The sequence below is a fragment of the Aeromonas sp. AE23HZ002T15 genome, from assembly GCF_054165525.2.
In genome coordinates, this window is sequence record NZ_CM201342.1 from 3,765,458 (window position 1) to 3,786,314 (window position 20,857).

The 20,857-nt window shown below is 62.6% G+C and carries 22 protein-coding genes; 20 read left to right on the forward strand and 2 right to left on the reverse strand.

Annotated elements, in window-relative coordinates:
• Positions 1-177: 177 nt before the first annotated feature.
• The 17 genes from ACT5M9_RS17585 to ACT5M9_RS17665 all read left to right on the forward strand — a co-directional run bounded on the left by ACT5M9_RS17585 (position 178) and on the right by ACT5M9_RS17665 (position 16,613).
• The gene (locus ACT5M9_RS17585; RefSeq protein ID WP_457980059.1) at positions 178-1,458 is read left to right on the forward strand and encodes a GGDEF domain-containing protein; all 1,281 of its coding nucleotides are present in this window, start codon (positions 178-180) and stop codon (positions 1,456-1,458) included.
• Between the two features lie 90 nt (positions 1,459-1,548).
• Positions 1,549-1,959, forward strand: a complete 411-nt coding sequence (locus ACT5M9_RS17590) for a VOC family protein (protein WP_457980057.1) — start codon at positions 1,549-1,551, stop codon at positions 1,957-1,959.
• A gap of 102 nt (positions 1,960-2,061) precedes the next feature.
• On the forward strand, positions 2,062-2,751 hold the full coding sequence (gene phoB / locus ACT5M9_RS17595; RefSeq protein ID WP_041206225.1) for a phosphate regulon transcriptional regulator PhoB: 690 nt from the start codon (positions 2,062-2,064) through the stop codon (positions 2,749-2,751).
• 111 nt (positions 2,752-2,862) lie between these two features.
• Entirely contained in the window at positions 2,863-4,158 is a 1,296-nt protein-coding gene (phoR, locus tag ACT5M9_RS17600) for a phosphate regulon sensor histidine kinase PhoR (protein ID WP_438550164.1), read from the forward strand.
• A gap of 288 nt (positions 4,159-4,446) precedes the next feature.
• Positions 4,447-5,421: a PstS family phosphate ABC transporter substrate-binding protein gene (locus ACT5M9_RS17605; RefSeq protein ID WP_438550163.1), complete on the forward strand. Its 975-nt coding sequence runs from the start codon at positions 4,447-4,449 to the stop codon at positions 5,419-5,421.
• Between the two features lie 158 nt (positions 5,422-5,579).
• Positions 5,580-6,392 (forward strand): M48 family metallopeptidase, encoded by an 813-nt coding sequence (locus ACT5M9_RS17610; protein ID WP_457980055.1) that lies wholly within the window; start codon positions 5,580-5,582, stop codon positions 6,390-6,392.
• Positions 6,380-6,883, forward strand: a complete 504-nt coding sequence (locus tag ACT5M9_RS17615; RefSeq protein WP_457980053.1) for a GNAT family N-acetyltransferase — start codon at positions 6,380-6,382, stop codon at positions 6,881-6,883. Before ACT5M9_RS17610 ends, ACT5M9_RS17615 begins: the two co-directional genes overlap by 13 nt.
• 106 nt (positions 6,884-6,989) lie before the next feature.
• Positions 6,990-7,892 carry an ROK family protein gene (locus ACT5M9_RS17620; RefSeq protein WP_457980051.1) on the forward strand — a complete coding sequence of 301 codons (903 nt, stop codon included), beginning with the start codon at positions 6,990-6,992 and terminating at the stop codon, positions 7,890-7,892.
• A 41-nt stretch (positions 7,893-7,933) separates the two neighbouring features.
• Entirely contained in the window at positions 7,934-8,659 is a 726-nt protein-coding gene (locus tag ACT5M9_RS17625; RefSeq protein ID WP_457980050.1) for a copper homeostasis protein CutC, read from the forward strand.
• 220 nt (positions 8,660-8,879) lie between these two features.
• Positions 8,880-9,491, forward strand: a complete 612-nt coding sequence (locus ACT5M9_RS17630; RefSeq protein WP_438550158.1) for an FKBP-type peptidyl-prolyl cis-trans isomerase — start codon at positions 8,880-8,882, stop codon at positions 9,489-9,491.
• Positions 9,492-9,629: 138 nt separating this feature from the next.
• Entirely contained in the window at positions 9,630-10,511 is an 882-nt protein-coding gene (locus ACT5M9_RS17635; protein ID WP_457980048.1) for an ABC transporter ATP-binding protein, read from the forward strand.
• Positions 10,508-11,521, forward strand: coding sequence for an ABC transporter permease (locus ACT5M9_RS17640; RefSeq protein WP_457980047.1), 1,014 nt, complete (start codon positions 10,508-10,510; stop codon positions 11,519-11,521). Before ACT5M9_RS17635 ends, ACT5M9_RS17640 begins: the two co-directional genes overlap by 4 nt.
• Entirely contained in the window at positions 11,506-11,817 is a 312-nt protein-coding gene (locus ACT5M9_RS17645) for a DUF2845 domain-containing protein (protein ID WP_457980045.1), read from the forward strand. Before ACT5M9_RS17640 ends, ACT5M9_RS17645 begins: the two co-directional genes overlap by 16 nt.
• Before the next feature lie 506 nt (positions 11,818-12,323).
• Positions 12,324-13,343, forward strand: coding sequence for an amino acid ABC transporter substrate-binding protein (locus ACT5M9_RS17650; protein ID WP_457980043.1), 1,020 nt, complete (start codon positions 12,324-12,326; stop codon positions 13,341-13,343).
• Positions 13,344-13,411: 68 nt separating this feature from the next.
• Positions 13,412-14,599, forward strand: a complete 1,188-nt coding sequence (locus ACT5M9_RS17655) for an amino acid ABC transporter permease (protein ID WP_457980041.1) — start codon at positions 13,412-13,414, stop codon at positions 14,597-14,599.
• A gap of 82 nt (positions 14,600-14,681) precedes the next feature.
• On the forward strand, positions 14,682-15,776 hold the full coding sequence (locus tag ACT5M9_RS17660; protein ID WP_457980039.1) for an amino acid ABC transporter permease: 1,095 nt from the start codon (positions 14,682-14,684) through the stop codon (positions 15,774-15,776).
• Between the two features lie 93 nt (positions 15,777-15,869).
• Positions 15,870-16,613, forward strand: a complete 744-nt coding sequence (locus ACT5M9_RS17665; protein ID WP_457980037.1) for an amino acid ABC transporter ATP-binding protein — start codon at positions 15,870-15,872, stop codon at positions 16,611-16,613.
• Between the two features lie 96 nt (positions 16,614-16,709).
• Here the strand turns inward: ACT5M9_RS17665 and ytfK are convergent, their stop codons facing one another.
• Positions 16,710-16,925, reverse strand: a complete 216-nt coding sequence (gene ytfK / locus ACT5M9_RS17670; RefSeq protein ID WP_456501197.1) for a stringent response modulator YtfK — start codon at positions 16,923-16,925, stop codon at positions 16,710-16,712.
• A gap of 208 nt (positions 16,926-17,133) precedes the next feature.
• Here ytfK and yfcD point away from each other — a divergent pair, with 208 nt between their 5' ends.
• The 3 genes from yfcD to ACT5M9_RS17685 all read left to right on the forward strand — a co-directional run bounded on the left by yfcD (position 17,134) and on the right by ACT5M9_RS17685 (position 19,411).
• The gene (gene yfcD, locus ACT5M9_RS17675; RefSeq protein ID WP_457980035.1) at positions 17,134-17,640 is read left to right on the forward strand and encodes an NUDIX hydrolase YfcD; all 507 of its coding nucleotides are present in this window, start codon (positions 17,134-17,136) and stop codon (positions 17,638-17,640) included.
• A 205-nt stretch (positions 17,641-17,845) separates the two neighbouring features.
• On the forward strand, positions 17,846-18,319 hold the full coding sequence (locus ACT5M9_RS17680) for a peroxiredoxin (RefSeq protein ID WP_457980033.1): 474 nt from the start codon (positions 17,846-17,848) through the stop codon (positions 18,317-18,319).
• Between the two features lie 123 nt (positions 18,320-18,442).
• Entirely contained in the window at positions 18,443-19,411 is a 969-nt protein-coding gene (locus ACT5M9_RS17685) for a calcium/sodium antiporter (RefSeq protein WP_457980032.1), read from the forward strand.
• Positions 19,412-19,477: 66 nt separating this feature from the next.
• On the opposite strand, the gene ACT5M9_RS17690 is transcribed toward ACT5M9_RS17685, so the two are convergent.
• The gene (locus tag ACT5M9_RS17690; protein WP_457980030.1) at positions 19,478-20,626 is read right to left on the reverse strand and encodes a type III PLP-dependent enzyme; all 1,149 of its coding nucleotides are present in this window, start codon (positions 20,624-20,626) and stop codon (positions 19,478-19,480) included.
• Positions 20,627-20,857: the final 231 nt, after the last annotated feature.

Consider the following 20,857-nt stretch of genomic DNA (forward strand, 5'->3'; position numbering starts at 1 on the left):
AGATAGCAATTTTTCTTTATTTTTCCATGACATGGAGTGCATATGGCAAACATGCGACCAGATCGGCAGTAGCAGTGTCATCCTGCGCCTGTTTCGGGCGCGTGTAATAACCTTGGACGCCGGTGGCGGCCGGATCCCAAGGTGTAGCCTCAAGGTTCCCGTTTAGGTGTGATGCCGATGATCCCTTCCTATCCTCGTGCGACCAATCTGCTGTTCTGGTGCTTGCTGGCCATCAGCCTGGTGGCGATCCTGCTGTTTGAGTTCGGGCCTGAGCAGAGGTTGAACATCCTGACCGATGCCAAGATGTCCATCAGTACGCAGGACGATCGTGCCCACGGCGGACGCTCGGTGACGACCCTGATCGCCGATACCCCCAAACCCATCCTGGATTGCCAGCTGCGCGGGGGCTACGACTACCCCTTCTGCGAGCTGATCCTGACCCTGACCGAGCCCGGCGCCGGGATAGATCTCTCCCGCTTCGAGGGCATACGGGTCCAGCTGAACGTCGAGGGGCAGGGCATCCAGGCCTGGCGCCTCTATCTGCGCAACTACGACCCCGTCTATTCGACGCCGGGGGACGAATCCTCCCACAAATTCAACGAGGTACTCTTCAGTGCCGACGATCTGGGCATGCCGCAGGACGTGCGGATGGACGTGTTCGCCCCCAGCTCCTGGTGGGTGCAGCGGTACAGCATCCCGCTCTCCCAGCAGGGGCCGGATCTGCGGCATGTCTACGCCATCGAGCTCGCCTCCGATGACAAGATGCAGCCGGGGGCTTACCGGCTGACCCTGGAACGCATGGAGTTCTATGGCCGCTGGGGCAAGCCGGGGGACTTCTACCGTTATCTGCTGATGAGCTGGCTGGCTTACGGGGTCCTGCTGTTCCTGATAGAGCACCTGCTCATCGGGGACAAGCTGCGCAAGGCCAGGGCCGCCAAGCTGGCGGCGGAGGCGCTCAGCCAGAGCCTCAGCGAGCAGAACCGGCGTACCGAGGAGGAGGCCCGCTATGACCCCCTGACCGGTGCCCTCAACCGCCTCGGCGGCGAGAAGCTGCTCGGCGAGCTCGGCGAGATGCCCCTCTCCCTGATCTACATCGACATCGATCACTTCAAAGGGGTCAACGACACCCACGGCCACCCCATGGGGGACGAGGTGCTCAAGCACATGGTGAGCGAGGTGCTGCGCCACTGTGACAGCCTGTGCCGGCTGGTACGCTGGGGCGGGGAGGAGTTCGTGCTGGTCTGCCTGCACTACGAGCAGGGAAGGGCCGAGGCGCTGGCCGAGCAGATCCGGGGGGCGCTGGAGGCCTATCCGGCCTGGCCCCTTGGGCTCAGGATCACCGCCTCCTTCGGGGTGGCGGAGCGGCGGGGCGATCCCCTTGAGCGGACGCTGAAGCGGGCCGACGAGGCGCTCTACCAGGCCAAGAAGCGGGGCCGCAACCGGGTCGAGGTGGAGTGAGCCGAGGCCGATGGCCGCTGGTACTGCGGGGGGGAAAACCGCTATGCTGCGCGCCTCGGGTGCCTGCACCCATCTGATGAGGAGATCCACATGCCGCAACACCTCGGTGCCCTGACCCTGCTGGTGGCCGATTACGACCGGGCCATCGCCTTCTTCACCCAGGGGCTGGGTTTTGCCCTGCTGGAGGACAGCCAACTGGACGAGCCGGGCAAACCGGGCAAGCGCTGGGTGCGGGTCGCCCCCAAGGGCGCCCCCGGCTCGGCCCTGCTGCTGGCCCGCGCCGCCAACCCCGAGCAAGAGGCCGCCATCGGCCGGCAGGGCGGTGGCCGGGTCTTCCTGTTCCTCGAGACCGACGACTTCTGGGGCGAATATCACCGCATGCAGGCCCATGGCGTCCATTTCTGTGAACAGCCCCGCATCGAGCCTTATGGCACAGTGGTGGTGTTCGAGGACATCAGCGGCAATCGCTGGGACCTGCTGCAACGGACCGCTGTCACCTGAATCTGAAAACGTTTATCATCCCGCCTGTCATAAAGTCATAAAAGTGTCACAGAAAGTTCTAATAATTGGCGCACCCATCTTCACAGAGGAGAGAGAAGGGATATGGCTAAGCGAATTCTGGTGGTCGAGGACGAGGCACCAATCCGCGAAATGCTCTGCTTCGTGCTCGAGCAGAAAGGATATGAGACCGTTGAGGCGGAAGATTATGCCGATGGACTGGCGAAGGTGCGCGAACCCTACCCCGAACTCATCGTGCTGGACTGGATGATGCCAGGTGGCAGCGGTATCCAGTTCATCAAGCAGCTCAAGCAGGATGAGGTGACTCGCCAGATCCCGGTGGTGATGCTGACCGCCCGCGGTGAGGAGGAGGACAAGGTGCGTGGCCTGGAGGCGGGCGCCGACGACTACATCACCAAGCCCTTCTCCCCCAAGGAGCTGACCGCCCGCCTGCACGCTGTGATGCGCCGGGTCTCCCCCACTTCGGTGGACGAGGTGATCGAGGTGCAGGGGCTCAAACTGGATCCGGTCTCCCACCGGGTCAGCGCCGAGGAAAAGGCGCTGGACATGGGGCCGACCGAGTTCAAGCTGCTGCACTTCTTCATGACGCACCCGGAGCGGGTCTACAGCCGCGAGCAGTTGCTCAACAACGTCTGGGGGACCAATGTGTATGTGGAGGACAGGACGGTGGACGTGCACATCCGCCGCCTGCGCAAGGCCATCGAAGAGACGGGGCACGACAGACTGATCCAGACGGTGCGCGGAGCCGGATACCGCTTCTCCACCCGTCTCTAGGGACCCGATGTTGCAATCTCATTCGCCCGGCTGTCTTGGGGAGGGGAAGAGGTTGCAACACTGCGCCTGCTGGCGTGGCCCCTTGCTCTTTGCTGTCTCTAGGAGATCTTAATGTTGCAACCTTACGCCTGGCGGCGACAGTTGTGGCGAATGGCGTTCTTCTACGCCCCCTTCGTCTTGGTAGGTTGGTTAATCGATCATCTCGCACTCTGCCTGCTGGTGGCCACCGTACTGCATCTGGGGTGGCACTACCGCTTCCAGAAGCGGCTGTCGGACTGGCTGTGGCACGATCGCAGCCTGGTGCCGCCCCATGGCAGCGGCAGCTGGGAGTACATCTTCAACGGCATCTACAAGTTGCAGCAGCGTCACCGGGCCCGGCGCCGGGAGCTGGCGGGTCTCATCCGTCGCTTTCGGGAGGGGGCCGAGGCGCTGCCCGATGCGGCCGTGGTGTTTCGCACCGACGGCAGCATCCTCTGGTGCAACCGGCTGGCGGAGCAGTTGCTCGGCTTTCGCTGGCCTGAGGATGCGGGTCAGCACATCGGCAACCTCATCCGCCATCCCGCCTTCGTCGCCTACCTCGGCAAGGGGCAGTATGACGAACCCTTCGAGATGCACTCCCCCATCAACGAGGAGAAGTTTCTCGAGTTTCGTATCATGCCCTACGCCGAGGATCAGGCCATGCTGGTGGTGCGGGACGTGACCCGGCTGCGCAGCCTGGAGAAGACCCGCAAGCACTTCGTCTCCAACGTCTCCCACGAGCTGCGCACCCCGCTCACCGTGCTCAAGGGCTATCTGGAGATGACCGAGGAGCCGCCGCCCCCCGCCATGTGGGCCAAGGCCCACAGGGTGATGATGGAGCAGACGATCCGCATGGACAACCTGGTCAATCAGCTGCTCACCCTGTCGCGCATCGAGGCGGCGCCGAGCGTGGATCTCTCCCACCTGGTGGACATGCCCGCCATGCTGGGGCTGCTGGAGCAGGAGGCGAGGGCGCTCTCGGGGGAGAGTGCCCACCAGATCACCTTCAAGGTGCAGCCGGATCTGTTCCTGCGCGGCGATAGGGATCAGCTGCGCAGCGCCGTCTCCAATCTGGTCTACAACGCCATCCACTACACCCCGGCGGGGCGCAGGATCAGCGTGGAGTGGCGCAAGCAGGGGGCCATGGCGCTGTTCGTGGTCGAGGACGAGGGGGAGGGCATAGCCCCCGAGCATCTGACGCGGCTCACCGAGCGCTTCTATCGGGTCGACAAGGCGCGATCCCGTCACACCGGCGGCTCCGGGCTCGGCCTCGCCATCGTCAAGCACGCCCTGAGCCATCACGACGCCCAGCTCGAGATAGAGAGCCGGGTTGGCAAGGGCAGCCGCTTCAGCTTCCTCATCCCCGCTCGCATGGTGGTGGTGAAATAAGCTTGTCTGGCAATGGGTTAGCGCTTATAGAAGGGCCCTGTTCAGGGCCCTTTTTTCATGCAATAAAATCCTTTTCATGTCATCAAAGTGTCACATTAAATCCATAAATTTGTCATTGCCAGCCCAGATACTGGCGCCGTCTTAAGAGCGGACCTTCTGCAACCTTGAAGAGGAGGGGACGGATTTAAACTCAACAATCTGACTGATGCAGTCGGATTGACCACGGCAAGACAGTGTTAATCGGCGCCAAGTATTGGCAATAGCCTTCTGTAATTTTGGAGAGATTGGATGAAACTCAACAAACTGGCTGGTGTAATCGGATTCACCGCAGCAACCCTGTTTTCTGTCAGCGCTCTGGCTGCCGGTGTGGATAAGGATCTGCCGGATTACGCCCCGACCAGCGGCATCTCGGGCAACCTGTCCTCTGTCGGCTCGGACACCCTGGCCAACATGATGACCCTGTGGGCCGAAGAATTTAAGCGCATGTACCCCAACGTCAACGTGCAGATCCAGGCAGCCGGCTCCTCTACTGCCCCGACCGCCCTGACCGAGGGTGTCGCCCAGTTTGGCCCCATGAGCCGCGCCATGAAGGCCGGTGAAGAGGAGGCCTTCGAGAAGCGCTACGGCTACAAGCCGACCGCCATCCGCGTCGCCGTCGATGCCCTGGCCGTGTTCGTCAACAAGGACAACCCCATCAAGGGGCTGACCATGCCGCAGATCGACGCCATCTTCTCCAGCACCCTCAAGTGCGGTGAAGCCAAGGCCGCCACCAAGTGGGCCGACCTGGGTCTGGATGGCAGCTGGTCCTCCAAGGATCTGCAACTGTTCGGTCGCAACTCCGTCTCCGGTACCTACGGCTACTTCAAGGAGCACGCCCTGTGTAACGGCGACTTCAAGAGCGGCGTGAACGAGCAGCCGGGCTCCGCCTCCGTGGTGCAGTCCGTCTCCTCCTCCCTGAACGGCATCGGCTACTCCGGCATCGGCTACGTCACCTCCGGCGTGCGCGCCGTGCCGCTCTCCAAGGATGGCAAGACCTTCATCGAAGCCACCTCGGACAACGCCATCACCGGCAAGTACCCGCTGTCCCGCTTCCTGTACGTGTACGTGAACAAGCACCCGAACAAGCCCCTTGCCCCGATGGAGCAAGAGTTCGTGAAGATGATGCTCTCCAAGGCGGGACAGACCATAGTGGCGAAGGACGGTTATGTGCCGGTGCCCGCCAAGGTGGTCCAGGCTGACCTGAAGAAGCTGGGTATCATGTAATCCCCCTCTTCGACCTTGCAGATAAACGAGCCCCAGGTGGGCTCGTTTTTATTTTGGGGCCTGGGGATATTTTTGGTCGCAACGGATGGCGGCCAGACTTGCACCCTGAGGCGGCATTTCCGAGAATAGGGACAACTTCATGGTTCAAGGATCCCTTCATGCGTGCTTCCTCTCCCCTGTACCCGTTTGGCCTGGTGGCCCTGTGCGGCGCCCTGTTGGCCGGTTGTGCCCAGTCGCCGACCGGTCGCAGCCAGATGCTGCTCTTCTCCCCCCAACAGATGAATCAGCTGGGAGCCGACTCCTTCGAGCAGATGAAGAAGCAGGAGAAGGTGAGCACGGATGCCAGGATGAATGCCTATGTCTCCTGCGTGGCCAAGGCGGTCACCGCCCAGGTGCCCGCCAGCTATGGCATCACCAGCTGGGAAGTGGTGGTGTTCGACTCCAAGGAGGTGAACGCCTTCGCCCTGCCCGGCGGCAAGATCGGGGTCTACAGCGGCCTGCTCAAGGTGGCCAAGAATCAGGATCAGCTCGCCACCGTCATCGGCCACGAGCTGACCCACGTGCTGGCCCAGCACTCCAACGAGCGTCTCTCCCGGGATCAGCTGACCGGCATCGGGTTGGCGGTGGCCGACGCGGCCATCGGCAGCAGTCAGGGGGGCGGTGCCACCATGGCGGCCCTCGGGCTTGGGGTCCAGGTGGGCATCACCCTGCCTTATGGCCGCGAGCAGGAGAGCGAGGCGGACAGGCTGGGTCTGGCGCTGATGGCTCGTGCTGGCTTCGATCCGGCGCAGGCCATCCCCCTGTGGCAAAACATGAGTGCCGCCTCCGGTGGCAAGGCGCCGCCCCAGCTGCTCTCCACTCACCCGAGTGACGAGAGCCGCATCGCCGAGCTGCAGGCCCAGCAGGCCGAGGTGCAGCCCCTGTATCAGCAGGCGAAAGCCTCCGGCCTGGTTCCCCAGTGCAAGGCATAAGCCTGCGACTCGCCCGGCCCGCCGACGCCGCCGCCATGACGGTGATGCAGCGGGCCAGCTGGCTGGCGGCCTATGGCGAGATGCTGGGGGAGGATGTGCTGGCCCAGCTGGCGGTCACCGATCATCTGCAGATCTGGCAGCGCCGGCTGGCCGAACCCGGCCCACAGCCCATGTTGATCTGCCAGAACGAGGTGGTCATCGGTCTGCTCTACTGGCAGCCTGTTCAGGAGGCGATGATGACAGCCCGCATCTGCGCCCTCTACCTGCATCCCGCCCATTGGCGCCGGGGTTATGGCAAACGTCTTTGGCAGGCGGTGGCGATGCAGATGCGCCGGGCCGGTTGCGAATGCGTCAGATTGTGGCTGCTCGACGGCAACCGGATAGGCGAGGGCTTCTATCAGCGCCGCGGCTTCGTGTTCGACGGGCAGGAGCGCACCCTCACCAGCCTGGGGCAGCCCTGCCTGCAGCGACAAATGTTCCGTTTGCTTTGAGCTGGCTCCCGTTTTTGACCTCCCGTTGCTTTATTTTTCCTGCGAATTAATACAATGTTCCCCCTCTGGAATCACTGTTCCGGTTAGTCGGCAAGGGAGTGTGGGCATGTATTACGGTTTTGATATTGGTGGCACCAAGGTCGCCTTTGCGGTGTATGACGGCGACTTGAACCTCTGCCACGAGGAGCGCATGAGCACCCCGGGGGATGACTATTCGGGGCTGCAGCAACTCATTCGCAGCCGGGTGCTGGAGGCCGATGCTCGCTTCGGCGCCGTGGGAGCGGTCGGGATCGGCTTTCCCGGTATCCTCAACCGGGACGACAAGAGCATAGTGGCGGCGAACCTGCCCGCCATCCATGGCCGTCACCTGGGAGCGGATCTGACCGCATTGCTGGGGCGCACCGTCAGGGTGGACAACGATGCCAACTGTTTCCTCTGGTCCGAAGTGCACCAGGGGGCGGCGGCCGAGGCGCAGAGCGCCCTGGGGGTGACCATAGGCACCGGCATCGGGGGCGCCGTCTATCTGGCCGGGCAACTGATCCAGGGCCGCAACTGGCTGGCGGGGGAGATAGGCCACTATCCGCTGCCCGCCACCATATTGATGAAGTATCCCGACTTGCCGCGCCCCCGCTGTGGCTGTGGCCGCCTGGTCTGTTTCGAAACCTATGCCTCCGGCACCGGACTGGAGCGGCTCTATCACCACTTCCATGGGGAGCGGGCCAGCGGTCACCAGATAGTCGCTCGCTACGAGGCGCACGAAGCCAGCGCCCTGACCACCATAGACTGCTGGCTGGAGATCCTGGCCGCAGGCCTCGCCACCGCCATCTCGGTGCTCGACCCCGAGGTGGTGGTGCTGGGCGGGGGCCTCAGCGGCCTGCCGGCCCTGTATGAAGAGCTGCCCAAGCGTCTGCCCGGCCACCTGTTGTCCGGGGTCGCCCTGCCGGCCATCCGCCAGGCCCGTTTCGGCGGTGCGGGTGGGGTGCGCGGCGCGGCTTTGCTCAATTTATGAGATCAGGCACAGGGTCTGATCTCCCTGAACAAGGAGTCATCATGACCCGTCTTGAAATCTGTATCGACAATCTGGAATCCCTGTTTACCGCCCAAGAGGCCGGCGCGGATCGCATCGAGCTCTGCTCTGCGCTGGGCCTGGGGGGTCTGACGCCCTCCTACGGCTTCATGCAGCAGGTGGCGCGCCACGCGACCATCCCCGTCTACGCCATGATCCGCCCCCGTGCTGGGGATTTCTGCTTCAGTGCCGCCGAGTTCGACATCATGCTGCAGGACATCGCCGCCGCCCGCGCCGCCGGTTTGCAGGGGGTCGTGGTCGGCCTGCTGGATGGCACGGGGCGGGTGCCCGCAACCCTGCTCAAACGGCTGGTGGAGGCTGCCGGCCCCCTCGGCGTGACCTTCCATCGCGCCATCGATCTCAGCTCCGACTGGCGCGCGGATCTCGAGACCATAGTGGCGGCGGGCTGTGAGCGGATCCTGAGTTCGGGTCACGCGCCCACCGCCCTGGCGGGGCTCGAGACCCTGCAAGCCATGCAGCAGACCCTGGCCGGTCGTGCCAGCCTGATGCCGGGAGCCGGCGTCAATGAAGGCAACGTGCGCACCATCCTGGAGTTCACCGGCGTGAGCGAGGTGCACATGTCCGGCATGGGCTGGCGTGGGGGCATGGTGCCCCACGGAGTCAACATGGGTACCTCGGACGATGGCCGGGTCAATATCACGGACGGCGCCAAGGTGGCGGCGGTGCGGGCTCTGTTGGACCAAGCCTGAGCAAAGGCGTGGCGCTGTGGGCCCTGCTGGACCACGCCTGGGGAAGGGGGCGCGGCTGTGTTGCTCTCCCTTTTCCCCTCGCTGGAGAAGGGCAGGGGATGAGGGGCGACTGTGAAGTGCCTCCCATGGAGGGTAAATCCATGGCCGGTCGGCAGCACCCCGGGAAAAAGTCTGATATCATCCCGTCTCTTTTATTTCCAAGATCTGGAGCCATATCTCAATGTCCCAATACGACTCTATCGAACAGAAGGCCAGCTACGGCATCGGCCGCAACATGGGTGATCAACTGGCGCAGCAAGCCTTCGCCGGTCTGGATATCCCGGCCCTGCAGCAAGGTCTGGCCGATGCCCTGAATGGCCTGGAGTTCGCGGTCAGCCGTGACGATATCAACGATGCCTTCCAGGTCATCACCACCCGCATGCAAGCCGAGCAGGAAGCCGCCGCCAAGGCTGCCGCTGCCGATGGCGAGGCCTTCCTGGCCGACAACGCCAAGCGCGCCGAAGTGAAAGTGACCGACTCCGGTCTGCAGTACGAAGTCATGGTCGAAGGCAATGGCGCCGTGCCGGTTGCCGGCCAGTCCGTGCGTGTGCACTACCACGGTACCTTCACCCACGGTGGCGTGTTCGACAGCTCCGTTGCTCGTGGCGAGCCGGCCGAATTCCCGGTGACTGGCGTGATCGCCGGTTGGGTTGAAGCGCTGCAACTGATGCCGGTTGGCTCCAAGTGGAAGCTCTACATTCCGCAGGATCTGGCCTACGGTGCCCGTGGCGCCGGCTCCATCCCGCCGTACTCCGCCCTGGTATTCGAAGTGGAGCTGCTGGACATCCTGTGATCCGGTCACTCTGCACCGACAAACGGCGACCTCAGGGTCGCCGTTTGCTTTTGTGCACTTCTGACCCCAGCGCAGAGAGGGACATGGGCAGCGCGGGGCGTTTTGGATATAGTCAGAGCGTCTGCAGGGAGATCCCCCATGGCTGCCATCATCGAAGTCGTCGACCTCATCAAGCACTTCCCCGGCGTCAAGGCGGTGGACGGGCTCAGCTTTGCCATTCCCGCCGGCAGCTGTTTCGGACTGCTTGGGCCGAACGGGGCGGGCAAGACCACCACCATAGAGCTGCTGGAGGGGATCCTCACCCCGGACAGCGGCCAGATCCTGTTTCACGGCGCCCCCCGTGGCCCCGATTATCGCTCCCGCATCGGCATCCAGTTTCAGCACACGGCCCTGCAGGATTTTCTGACGGTGCGCGATACCCTGCGCCTGTTCGCTAACCTCTATCCCAACCCCTTGCCGCGGGATCTCCTCATCGAGCTGTGCGCCCTCGGGGAGTTCATCGACAGGGACAGCCGCAAGCTCTCCGGCGGCCAGCGTCAGCGCCTGCTGCTGGCCCTGGCCCTGCTCGGGGATCCCGAGCTGCTGTTTCTCGATGAACCCACCACAGGGCTGGATCCCCAGGCGCGCCACCACTTCTGGCAGCGCATCGAGGCCATCAAGGCCCAGGGCAAGACGGTGGTACTCACCACCCACTACATGGACGAGGCGCAGCAGCTGTGCGATCGCATCGCCATCGTGGATCACGGTCATCTGCTCAGCCTGGATACCCCGGCGGCGCTGCTGGCCCGCCACTTCGACGGCGTGCTGGTGCGTCTCGCGGATCATCCGGCCCTGGCGCACTTGGGACACCCGTTGCAGCGGCGCGGGGATCAGGTGGAGCTGACCTGCCCCGATGTGGCGCTCCTGCTGCCCCATCTGCTGAGGCTGGGGGTGCCGCTGACCGGCATGCAGGTGCGCTCCCCCAATCTGGAGGATCTCTTCTTGCTGCTGACCGGCCATAGCCTGAGGAGCGGCGCATGAGCGGATCCCTGAGGCGCGTAGGGGCGCTGCTCCATGCCCGCAACCTCGAGTTCGTGCGCGATCGGGCGGCCCTCGTCTGGAATCTGGTGTTCCCCTTGCTGCTGGTCATCGGCTTCTCCCTCATCTTCTCCGGCCCCCCCAAGCCTCTGGTACAGATAGGGGTGCTGGGAGAGCTGCCTGCCGCCTATCAGCCCCTGCAAGTCATTCCACTGCTGAAGCTGATCCCCTATGAGGACGCAGAGAAGGGGCTGCTCAAGGTGCGCCACCATCAGCTGGATCTGCTGCTCTCGCCCACCCATGGCCACTATTGGGTCAATCCGGATGCGCCTCAGGGGGCCATGGCGGAGTATTTGCTGCGCCAGGCGATCGGGCTGCCGCTGCAAAAGGAGGTGCTGCAAGGGCGGGCCATCCGCTACGGTGACTGGCTGCTGCCCGGGGTGATCGGCATGAACCTGATGTTCTCCGGCCTGTTCGGGGTCGGCTTCGTCATCGTCCGCTACCGCAAGAACGGGGTGCTCAAGCGACTGAGGGCCACCCCCTTGTCGGCGGCCGAATTTCTCGGTGCCCAGTTGCTGTCGCGAGTGCTGATCACCCTGGTGGTGAGTCTGCTGGTGTTTCTGGTGGCCTACTGGCTGCTGGAGGTGCCCCTGCTGGGGTCGGGCTGGCTGCTGCTGCTGATAGCCCTGGTCGGTGGCACCGCCATGGCCTCCCTCGGCCTGCTCATCGCGGCTCGACTCCAGAACGAGGAGCTGGCGAGCGGCTTGCTCAATCTCATCAGCCTGCCCATGATGTTTCTATCCGGTGTCTGGTTTTCCCTGGAAGGTTCTCCCCCCTGGCTACAGGCCATCGGAGCCCGCCTTCCCTTAAGCCAGATCATCGAGGCGGCCCGCGCCGTGATGCTGGAGGGGGCGGGCTGGCAAGCGGTTGCTGGCGCCCTGGCTCAGGTCGCGCTGTTTGCCCTGGTGTGCCTCGCCTTGGGGGCCTTGCTGTTTAAATGGAGCGCAAAATGAAGCTTGTCTGCGCCTTGTTGTTGATTGCCACCCTGCCGGTGAGTGCGGGCACCCTGCGCTGCAAGAGCGCGCTGCTGACCGAGGGGGATACCACGGCCGAGCTATTGATCCGCTGTGGTCAGCCCATGCTCAAGGAAGACCTGACCCGCTACGAGGAGAACGGGTTCGGCGCCCGCATGACGGTGAAATACGCCGAACGTTGGACCTACAACTTCGGCAAGAACCAGTTCATGCAGTTTGTTACCGTCGAGAACGGCGTCATCACCCAGATTGAAGACGGCCCACGGGGCGGCTGAGCCGCTGGCTCATGCCCTCAATGACCATGTCCAAAGCCTGTTCCCCTGAGGGTCATATCCTCTGCAGCGGTATCGTTTTCTGATCCTCCCTGGCGATGGGGATATTGACCATCCCTCCCTTCCGTTTTCCTCGCAATCCCTGCTACCCACCCTGTGTCCTGTCTTCCCCCCATTGGGGCGAGCCAGCAGAAAACTGAGCCTAATGAGTCAGTTGGTCGCGGATCTTGCCGCTCTATTCCGGTGCACCCCGATTTTTTTGCAAAAATAATCCTCATGGTATGAAAGGGTTCCGGCAGCAGGCTATTTTGGAAATAAGGGTCTATTTTTTATTCATAAGGTGTTTAGCCACCCACTCAGACATTTTGTGCTGCTGCACCAGAATTGGGCTCGGTTGCACCGATTGACAGGTTTTTTGAGGGCTGGATAAGCTGCGAACCGCAGGGAAAAGGATGGCATCTTGCGAGGTTTTTGATGCCAACTCGGATCAAACCACAGGGAAGAGTGACATGAAGCAGATACACAAGGCAGGTATGGTGATAGTGCTGTCGCTGGCGGCAGCCAATGTTTGGGCAGATGGCACCCTGGATGCGGTCAAGAAGAAGGGGTTCGTGCAGTGCGGGGTCGGCGATGGCCTGCCCGGCTTCTCCAACCCGGATGCCAAGGGGACCTGGACCGGCCTCGACGTCGACGTCTGCCGCGCCGTCGCCGCCGCGGTGTTTGGGGATGCCGGCAAGGTCAAATATGTCTCCCTCACCGCCAAGGAGCGCTTCACCGCCCTGCAGTCCGGGGAAGTGGATCTGCTGTCCCGCAACACCACCTGGACCCTGACCCGGGATGGGTCGCTCGGCCTGACCTTTGCCGGAGTGAACTACTACGACGGACAGGGCTTCCTGGTCAAACAGTCCCTCGGGGTCAAGAGCGCCAAGGAGCTGGATGGGGCCGCGGTCTGCATCCAGTCCGGTACCACCACCGAGCTCAATCTGGCGGATTACTTCCGCGCCAATGGCGGCATGAAATACACCCCAGTGGTGTTCGATACCTCGGATCAGACGGTGAAAGGGTTCGAAGCCGGGCGCTGCGACGTGCTGACCTCGGATCAGTCCCAGCTCTACTCCCTCAAGATCAAGCTGGCCAAACCGGAAGAGGCCCTGGTATTGCCTGAAGTCATTTCCAAGGAGCCCCTGGGCCCGGCGGTGCGTCAGGGAGACGATCAATGGTTCAAGGTGGTGCGCTGGAGTCTCTACGCCATGCTCAACGCCGAAGAGGCCGGCGTGACCAGCGCCAACGTGGACGAGATGCTCAAGTCCACCAACCCGGACATCCGCCGCCTGCTGGGGCTGGAAGAGCCCAAGGGCACAGTGCTGGGGCTGGATGACAAGTGGGCCTACAACATCGTCAAACAGGTTGGCAACTACGGCGAGTCGTTCGATCGCAACGTGGGTGCCGGTTCTCCCCTCAAGATCGACCGCGGCATCAATGCGCTCTGGAACAAGGGCGGTTTGATGTACGCGCCGCCCATCCGCTGAGTCGATGAACCATAGGGGGGCCTGGCCCCCCGTTTTCTCCATGCCTTGGCTTTGTCGGAGTCATCCTTATGGCGTCACATGCATCAAACCATAGGAAAGAACAGGGCCGCTGGTGGTACGACGCCAAGGTGCGGGCGCTGGTGTTCCAGTGTCTGGCCATCGCCGCCGTTCTCGCGTTTCTGTTCTACATCATCAACAATGCCCTGACCAATCTGGCCACCCGTGGCATCACCACCGGCTTCGATTTTCTGGGCAATTCCGCCGGATTCGGCATCCTGCAGAGCCTGATCCCCTACGACGAGACCTACACCTTTGGCCGTACCTTCGTCGTGGGCCTGCTCAATACCTTGCTGGTCTCCGTGCTCGGCATCCTGTTCGCGACCGTGCTCGGCTTCGTGCTCGGGGTGGCCCGGCTCTCCAGCAACTGGCTGGTGGCCAAGATAGCCACCGTCTATATCGAGACCTTCCGCAACATACCGCTGTTGCTGCAGATCTTCTTCTGGTACTTCTCGGTGCTGCGCACCCTGCCATCCCCGCGCCAGAGCGTGGAACTGGGAGAGCTCGCCTTTCTCAATGTGCGGGGGCTCTATCTGCCCAAGCCGCTGTTTGAAGATGGCTTCGGTTATGTGCTTTGGGCCCTGTTGCTGGCGTTGATCATCAGCTGGGGCCTGCGCCGCTGGGCCGCTCGCCGCCAGGAGCTGACCGGCAAAGCCTTCCCGGTCTGGAGCAGCACCATAGGGCTCATCATATTGCTACCCTTCGTCACCTTCCTGCTGGTGGGGAGCCCTCTCGGCTGGAGCATCCCGACCCTGCAAGGCTTCAACTTCCGGGGCGGGCTGACGGTCTTGCCGGAACTCGCGGCGCTGCTGGTGGCGCTCACCATCTACACGGCGGCCTTCATCGCCGAGATAGTGCGCTCCGGCATCCTGGCCATCAGCAAGGGCCAGACGGAGGCGGCCTCCGCGCTGGGGCTATCTCCTACCAAGACGCTCAGACTGGTGATTATCCCCCAGGCGATGCGGGTCATCATACCGCCCCTCACCAGCCAGTATCTCAACCTCACCAAGAACTCGTCCCTGGCCACCGCCATCGGTTACCCGGATCTGGTCTCGGTGTTCATGGGGACCACCCTCAACCAGACCGGGCAGGCGATCGAGGTGATCGCCATGACCATGGGGGTCTATCTCCTCATCAGCCTCAGCACCTCGGTCCTGATGAATATCTACAACCGCAAGATGGCGCTGGTCGAGCGCTAGGGGGTCTTATGTCGATGAAACAACGAGGGACCAAGGCCTGTCAGCGCGCTTCTCTTCATCCCGAAAGCCGTGGGGAGGTCGTATGCATGTGAACGAATTGCAAGAGGCGCTGCCCCCCCCGGACAACCGGCGTGGCGCGCTGGCCTGGTTGCGGCAGAATCTGTTCCCCAACTGGTGGAGCAGCCTGCTGACCCTGGTATTGGCCTATCTGCTGCTGCCGCTGCTCTGGTCGGCGCTGGACTGGGCGCTCTTCTCCGCCACCTGGCAGGGCAGCGGCCGCGCCGACTGCACCCAGGGTGGGGCCTGCTGGATCTTCATCGAGAGCCGGCTCGGGCAATACCTCTACGGCTTCTACCCGGTGGATCAGTATTGGCGCATCAATGTGGCCTTCGTGGGTCTGGCGGTGCTGCTGGCGCTGCTCATCTGGCCGCGCACACCCCGCAAGGGCTGGCTTGCGCTCTTTACCCTGCTGGTATTCCCCGTCATCGCCTTCCTGCTGATCCACGGTGGCGCCGGCCTCGCGGTGGTGGAGACCAATCGCTGGGGCGGGTTGATGCTGACCCTGGTGCTGGCGGTCGTGGGGATAGTGGCGGCGCTGCCCCTCGGGATCCTGCTGGCCTTGGGACGGCGCTCCCACATGCCGGTCATCTCCAGCCTCTCCACCGTCTACATCGAGTTCTGGCGGGCGGTGCCGCTCATCACTGTGCTGTTCATGGCGTCCGTCATGCTGCCGCTCTTCATGACCAGCGAGGTGGAGCTCGACAAGCTGCTGCGGGCCCTCATCGGTATCATCTTGTTCCAGTCTGCCTATGTGGCCGAGGTGGTCCGTGGCGGTCTGCAGGCGATCCCCAAGGGACAGTTCGAGGCGGGGGAGGCCCTGGGGCTCTCCTACTGGAAGGTGATGGGGCTCATCGTCATGCCCCAGGCTCTCAAGATCACCATCCCCTCCCTGGTGAACACCTTCATCTCGCTGTTCAAGGACACCAGCCTGGTGCTGATCATCGGCCTGTTCGATCTGCTCGCCATCTCCAAGGTGGCCCTGGCGGATCCGGCCTGGCTAGGCTTCTCTACCGAGGCCTATGTGTTCATCGCGATGATCTTCTGGATGTTCTGTTTCGGCATGTCCCGCTACTCCATCTATCTGGAGCACAAACTCAATACGGGTCACAAGCATTAGGAGTGGTTTCAACATGACGAAGGACGCGGGGATTGCCCTCAATAGCCTCAATCACACAGCGCAAGACGTGCAGGTATCAGGAGTAATTTCAAAATGACAACAGAGACCGTGGTCGCGCTCAAGGACGTCAACAAATGGTATGGCGAGTTTCATGTGCTTCGAAACATCAACCTGCAGGTGGGCAAGGGGGAGAAGATCGTCATCTGCGGGCCATCGGGTTCCGGCAAGTCCACCATGATCCGATGCATCAACCGGCTGGAGGAGCACCAGAGCGGTGACATCCTGGTGAAGGGCACGGCGCTCACCTCGGATCTCAAGAACATCGAGACGGTGCGCCGGGAGGTGGGTATGGTGTTCCAGCACTTCAACCTCTTCCCCCATCTGACGGTACTGGAGAACTGCTGTCTGGCCCCCATCTGGGTCAAACAGATGCCGCGCAAGCAGGCCGAGGAGATCGCCATGAACTTCCTGCGCCGGGTACGCATTCCCGAGCAGGCTCTCAAGTATCCGGGCCAGCTCTCCGGTGGCCAGCAGCAGCGGGTGGCCATAGCCCGCAGCCTCTGCATGAACCCCCAGGTGATGCTGTTCGATGAGCCCACCTCGGCGCTGGATCCCGAGATGGTGCGCGAGGTGCTGGATGTGATGGTGGAGCTGGCCCACGAGGGGATGACCATGCTCTGCGTCACCCACGAGATGGGCTTTGCCAAGCAGGTGGCGGATCGGGTGATCTTCATGGACAGGGGCCAGATCATCGAGGAGAACGTGCCGGATCAGTTCTTCGACCATCCCCAGTCGGATCGCACCAAGCTGTTCCTCTCCCAGATCCTGCAGCATTGAGCCCCGCCTTGCCCCGCCATGAAAACGGCCCGCACGCTCGGTGAGCGGCGGGCCAAAAATGTACATGGAAGCAGACTACAGACGGAAAGGAGTACGTCAGCCAGGCAACAGGGCCGTGGTGCGAAGATCCCGCACCGCCAGGTTGATCTGCCTGGCCAGCCGCAAGGCCTGATGGCAGCTCAACGTCTTCAAATCGATGGCTCCACCGCTAAACTCGAATCGCCCCAGTGCCTCTACCATGAAGCTACCGTGATGGAAGCTCTTGATATAGCGGGCAATCTGGCGAGGAGACAACTGCTTGAACACCTTCATGGCAAAACACCCCGTTGCTTGGACAGGGCACACTATGCCGTCGTCCCGTGACACTAATGTGACATTTGGTGAAGGTTTGTATGAATCCTTATTCGGCGGCATGACCCTCGGGTGGCATGGCCATCGACGCCGTGAAAAAAGGCTGCCGCAGCGGGGTCTGGCCCCGATATACTGCGGCTCACTGGATGATTGCAACAAGGTGCCTAGCGTGGAGTGGGTGGACGTAGTAGATGAGCATGATCGCGTAATAGGCGTCGCCGAGCGGGCACGGGTGCGGCGGGAGAACCTGCGCCACCGCGCCAGCTATATCCTGGTGCTGGACGATGAGGGCCGCATCCTGGTGCAGCGACGCACCCTCGGCAAGGATTTCTGCCCCGGCATGCTGGATGCCTGCGCCGGCGGTGTGGTGACCCAGGGGGAGGCGATGGAGCCCAGCGCCCGGCGGGAGCTGGCGGAAGAGCTCGGGATCCTTGATGTGCCCCTGCAAGATTTTGGCACCTTCTATGCCGAGGGAGAGGAGGCGACCCATGGCTGCGCTTATCGGGTCTGGGGCGGGCTGTTCAGCTGTCGCTATCAGGGCCCCTTGCAGTTGCAGGCGGAGGAGGTGAGCGCCGTCTACTGGATGAGCCTGGCAGAGATAGCTGCACGGGCCGCCGAATTTACGCCGGACTCTCTATTGGCCATTTCAACCTGGCTGGTTCGCCGGCAAGGCTGAGACTCGCGGCGCGAGTGACCCTATCCCCCGTCCTATGCGGGCTATTTCAATTGGGCAGCCTCACCGGCAGGACAAACCGTTCGGTGCGGGCTGCCCGACGCACCTTCCATGGCTCCCGGCAGGTCATTGCCAATAGGGCCTGTGTCCCCCTCTTCCGGGTTGGAGTAGACTGGGGCTCCTTCCCTCCACTTAAGGACGAGAGATCATGATCGCAGTCGGCCAATCCCTGCCCGCAGGGGAATTCACCTTCATCACTCAGGACGGCAAGCAGGTGCAGGACACCCAGGCCCTGTTCGCGGGCAAGAAGGTGGTGCTGTTCGCGGTGCCCGGCGCCTTCACCCCCACCTGTTCCAACGCCCACCTGCCCGGTTATGTGGTGCTGGCGGACAAGTTCCAGGCCAAGGGGGTCGATGCCATCTATTGCCTGTCGGTGAACGATGCCTTTGTGATGAAGGCCTGGCAGGTGGCCCTGAACGCCTCGACCATCACCATGCTGGCAGACGGGGACGGCAGCTGGACCCAGGCCCTCGGCCTTGCCAAGGAGACTGGCGCCTTCGGTGGCCTGCGCGCCCAGCGCTTCGCTTTGATAGCCGTGGATGGGGTGGTGCAGCAGTTGTTCGTGGAGGCGCCCGGCAAGTTTGAGGTGTCCGATGCAGAGAGTCTGCTGGCGGCCCTGTGAAATGTTAATCGTTGTTTGATTAACCCTTGAAATAGCGAATCGGCTCGCTACACTGGGCCCGTTTTTGGATGGAGCCAGGCTTGAGCCTGGCTCTCGTGTTTGCAGCCGATGAGATAGAAGAATATGACCCTGGCTTTTGTTGCCCTGATTGCCGGACTGGCGCTGCTGGTCTGGAGTGCGGATAAATTTGTGGACGGCGCCGCCGCGACCGCCCGTTATGCGGGCATGCCGCCCCTGCTCATCGGCATGGTGATCATCGGCTTTGGCACCTCGGCCCCCGAGATGGTGGTCTCCGCCCTGGCGGCCTCCCAGGGCAATCCGGGTCTGGCGCTCGGCAACGCCTACGGCTCCAACATCACCAACATAGCCCTGATCCTGGGTCTGACCGCGTTGATCAGCCCCATCGCCGTTTCTTCACAGGTGGTGCGCAAGGAGATCCCCATACTGCTCGGCATCACCTTGCTCTCCGGCGCCTTGCTGATGGATGGTCATCTGGGCGGCATGGATGCCCTGATCCTGGGGGTAGTCTTCTTAGGTCTGATGGGCTGGTCCATCTGGGCCGGCATGCGCGGCAAGGGGGATGCCCTGGATGCGGACACCGAGGACGACATCAGCAGCGAAGGCATGTCGCTGAAAAGCGCCATCTTCTGGCTGGTGCTCGGGCTGGTGCTGCTGATCGTCGCCTCCCGCCTGCTGGTGTGGGGGGCGGTGACTATCGCCCAGGCGCTCGGCATCAGCGATCTGGTGATTGGCCTGACGATCGTCGCCGTGGGTACCTCGCTGCCTGAGCTTGCCTCCTCCCTCATCGCCATTCGCAAGAAGGAGCATGATCTGGCCCTCGGTAACGTGCTCGGCTCCAACCTGTTCAACACCCTGGCGGTGGTCGGCATCGCCGCCGGCATTGCGCCGCTGGATGTGGACGCCATGGTGCTCTCCCGAGACTGGTCCGTGATGATGGGTCTGACCCTGCTGCTGCTGGTCATGTGTCTGGGCCGCAAGGGGCAGGGGCGGATCAACCGGGTGGAAGGGGGATTGCTGCTCGCCATCTTCGTGGCCTACACCGCCTGGCTGCTGGGTAGCCAGTTCGTCTGACGCCTTGGGGTCAAAAAAAGAGGGGGAAGCCTAGGCTTCCCCCTCTTTTTTGGTGTGTTCGTCAGATCAGGCCACGGCCACCAGTTTCTGCTTCTGGGCGCTGTCCAGGATGAGGATGCTCGCCTTGGGGAAGAAGTTGAAGGTGGAGGCGGAGGCCCAGGTGTAGGCTCCCATGACCCGACCGATGACCAGCTCGCCTATCTCCAGATCCGGCAGCATGATGCCATCCCGGATCACGTCCACGCTGTCGCAGGTGGGGCCGGAGAGCACGGCGTTGTGCTGCGGGCCGCTGGCATAGGGGGTACTCACCGGGTAGGTGACGTGGTCATAGAGTTGGCCGTTGTAGCTGCCATAGAGGCCGTCATCCAGGTAGTACCAGATCTTGTCGCCGCGGTGGGCCTTGCCCATGACGCTGGCCACCGAGGTCATGGCCGGCGCGCTGATGAAGCGGCCCGGCTCGGCAATCTTCTGCACCGTGGCGGGCAACTTGGCCAGCGCCTCGCGGATGGGGGCGCAGAAGCCGTCGATGTCAAACTCGCCGCCCTCATAATCCACCGGGAAGCCGCCGCCTATGTCCAGCACCCAGGGCTTGAGGCCAAGTTCCCAGGCCTGCTCCATGATCTCGCGGCAGGCGTCGATGGCCTGCACGTGGCGACGGGCGTGGGGCACCTGGGAGCCGACGTGGAACGACAATCCCATCACCTTGATACCCTTGGCCTGGGCCAGTTGCAGCAGCGGCAGCGCCTGCTCCGGGGTGCAGCCGAACTTCTTGGAGAGATCGACCTTGGTCTCCGGGTTCGGGAAGCTGACCCGCAGCAGCAGTTTCACCTCGTCCTTGTAGGGCAGGAACTTCTCCAGCTCCAGCGGGTTGTCATAGACGAACACGGTGCAGCCGAACTCCAGCGCATAGCGGATGTCGCTGTCTCGCTTGATGGGATGGGTGTGGATGCAGCGGCCCGGGCGAACCCCTTGGCTGCGCACCAGATCAACTTCGCCATTGGTTGCCAGATCGAAACAGGCCCCCTCTTCCTTCAAGACAGAGACCACAGCCTCGTGGGGCAGGGGCTTGAGTGCATAGTGCAAACGCACGTCGGGCAGGGCGGCGGCCAGGGCCCGGTACTGTTTGCGGACGGCTGCCTTGTCGAGCAGCAGCAGGGGGGAGCCAAATTGTTCAACCAGCGAGCGGTAATCTTGTGCGACCAGGGTCTCGTTCATTCTCTTTTGAAAATCCTTAGGGGGCGTGAAATGCCCAAGCCATATGCGATTGAACCGGCGACGGCCGGCTCAGGCGAGTGGTCCGGAGGGACCAACCAGTCACTGTGCATAACTTGAATACAAAGTGCTTAGTTATGCGCGGAATTATCGGGCAATCGAGTTTATGTGCAAGCATTTTGATTGGATATGTTGGCAAGTTTTTCTGGTCGAGACGAAAGGTGCTATCGATAT

What these genes read in the sequence shown, in the direction of transcription:
- ACT5M9_RS17640 (WP_457980047.1), top strand. Translation starts at nt 10,508, where the DNA reads ATGAGCGGATCCCTGAGGCGCGTAGGGGCGCTGCTCCATGCCCGCAAC.
- ACT5M9_RS17610 (WP_457980055.1), top strand. Translation starts at nt 5,580, where the DNA reads ATGCGTGCTTCCTCTCCCCTGTACCCGTTTGGCCTGGTGGCCCTGTGC.
- ACT5M9_RS17690 (WP_457980030.1), bottom strand. Translation starts at nt 20,626, where the DNA reads ATGAACGAGACCCTGGTCGCACAAGATTACCGCTCGCTGGTTGAACAA.
- ACT5M9_RS17650 (WP_457980043.1), top strand. Translation starts at nt 12,324, where the DNA reads ATGAAGCAGATACACAAGGCAGGTATGGTGATAGTGCTGTCGCTGGCG.
- ACT5M9_RS17630 (WP_438550158.1), top strand. Translation starts at nt 8,880, where the DNA reads ATGTCCCAATACGACTCTATCGAACAGAAGGCCAGCTACGGCATCGGC.
- ACT5M9_RS17620 (WP_457980051.1), top strand. Translation starts at nt 6,990, where the DNA reads ATGTATTACGGTTTTGATATTGGTGGCACCAAGGTCGCCTTTGCGGTG.
- phoR (WP_438550164.1), top strand. Translation starts at nt 2,863, where the DNA reads ATGTTGCAACCTTACGCCTGGCGGCGACAGTTGTGGCGAATGGCGTTC.
- ACT5M9_RS17660 (WP_457980039.1), top strand. Translation starts at nt 14,682, where the DNA reads ATGCATGTGAACGAATTGCAAGAGGCGCTGCCCCCCCCGGACAACCGG.
- ytfK (WP_456501197.1), bottom strand. Translation starts at nt 16,925, where the DNA reads ATGAAGGTGTTCAAGCAGTTGTCTCCTCGCCAGATTGCCCGCTATATC.
- ACT5M9_RS17635 (WP_457980048.1), top strand. Translation starts at nt 9,630, where the DNA reads ATGGCTGCCATCATCGAAGTCGTCGACCTCATCAAGCACTTCCCCGGC.
- phoB (WP_041206225.1), top strand. Translation starts at nt 2,062, where the DNA reads ATGGCTAAGCGAATTCTGGTGGTCGAGGACGAGGCACCAATCCGCGAA.
- ACT5M9_RS17655 (WP_457980041.1), top strand. Translation starts at nt 13,412, where the DNA reads ATGGCGTCACATGCATCAAACCATAGGAAAGAACAGGGCCGCTGGTGG.
- ACT5M9_RS17625 (WP_457980050.1), top strand. Translation starts at nt 7,934, where the DNA reads ATGACCCGTCTTGAAATCTGTATCGACAATCTGGAATCCCTGTTTACC.
- ACT5M9_RS17590 (WP_457980057.1), top strand. Translation starts at nt 1,549, where the DNA reads ATGCCGCAACACCTCGGTGCCCTGACCCTGCTGGTGGCCGATTACGAC.
- ACT5M9_RS17685 (WP_457980032.1), top strand. Translation starts at nt 18,443, where the DNA reads ATGACCCTGGCTTTTGTTGCCCTGATTGCCGGACTGGCGCTGCTGGTC.
- ACT5M9_RS17605 (WP_438550163.1), top strand. Translation starts at nt 4,447, where the DNA reads ATGAAACTCAACAAACTGGCTGGTGTAATCGGATTCACCGCAGCAACC.
- ACT5M9_RS17680 (WP_457980033.1), top strand. Translation starts at nt 17,846, where the DNA reads ATGATCGCAGTCGGCCAATCCCTGCCCGCAGGGGAATTCACCTTCATC.
- ACT5M9_RS17665 (WP_457980037.1), top strand. Translation starts at nt 15,870, where the DNA reads ATGACAACAGAGACCGTGGTCGCGCTCAAGGACGTCAACAAATGGTAT.
- ACT5M9_RS17585 (WP_457980059.1), top strand. Translation starts at nt 178, where the DNA reads ATGATCCCTTCCTATCCTCGTGCGACCAATCTGCTGTTCTGGTGCTTG.
- ACT5M9_RS17645 (WP_457980045.1), top strand. Translation starts at nt 11,506, where the DNA reads ATGGAGCGCAAAATGAAGCTTGTCTGCGCCTTGTTGTTGATTGCCACC.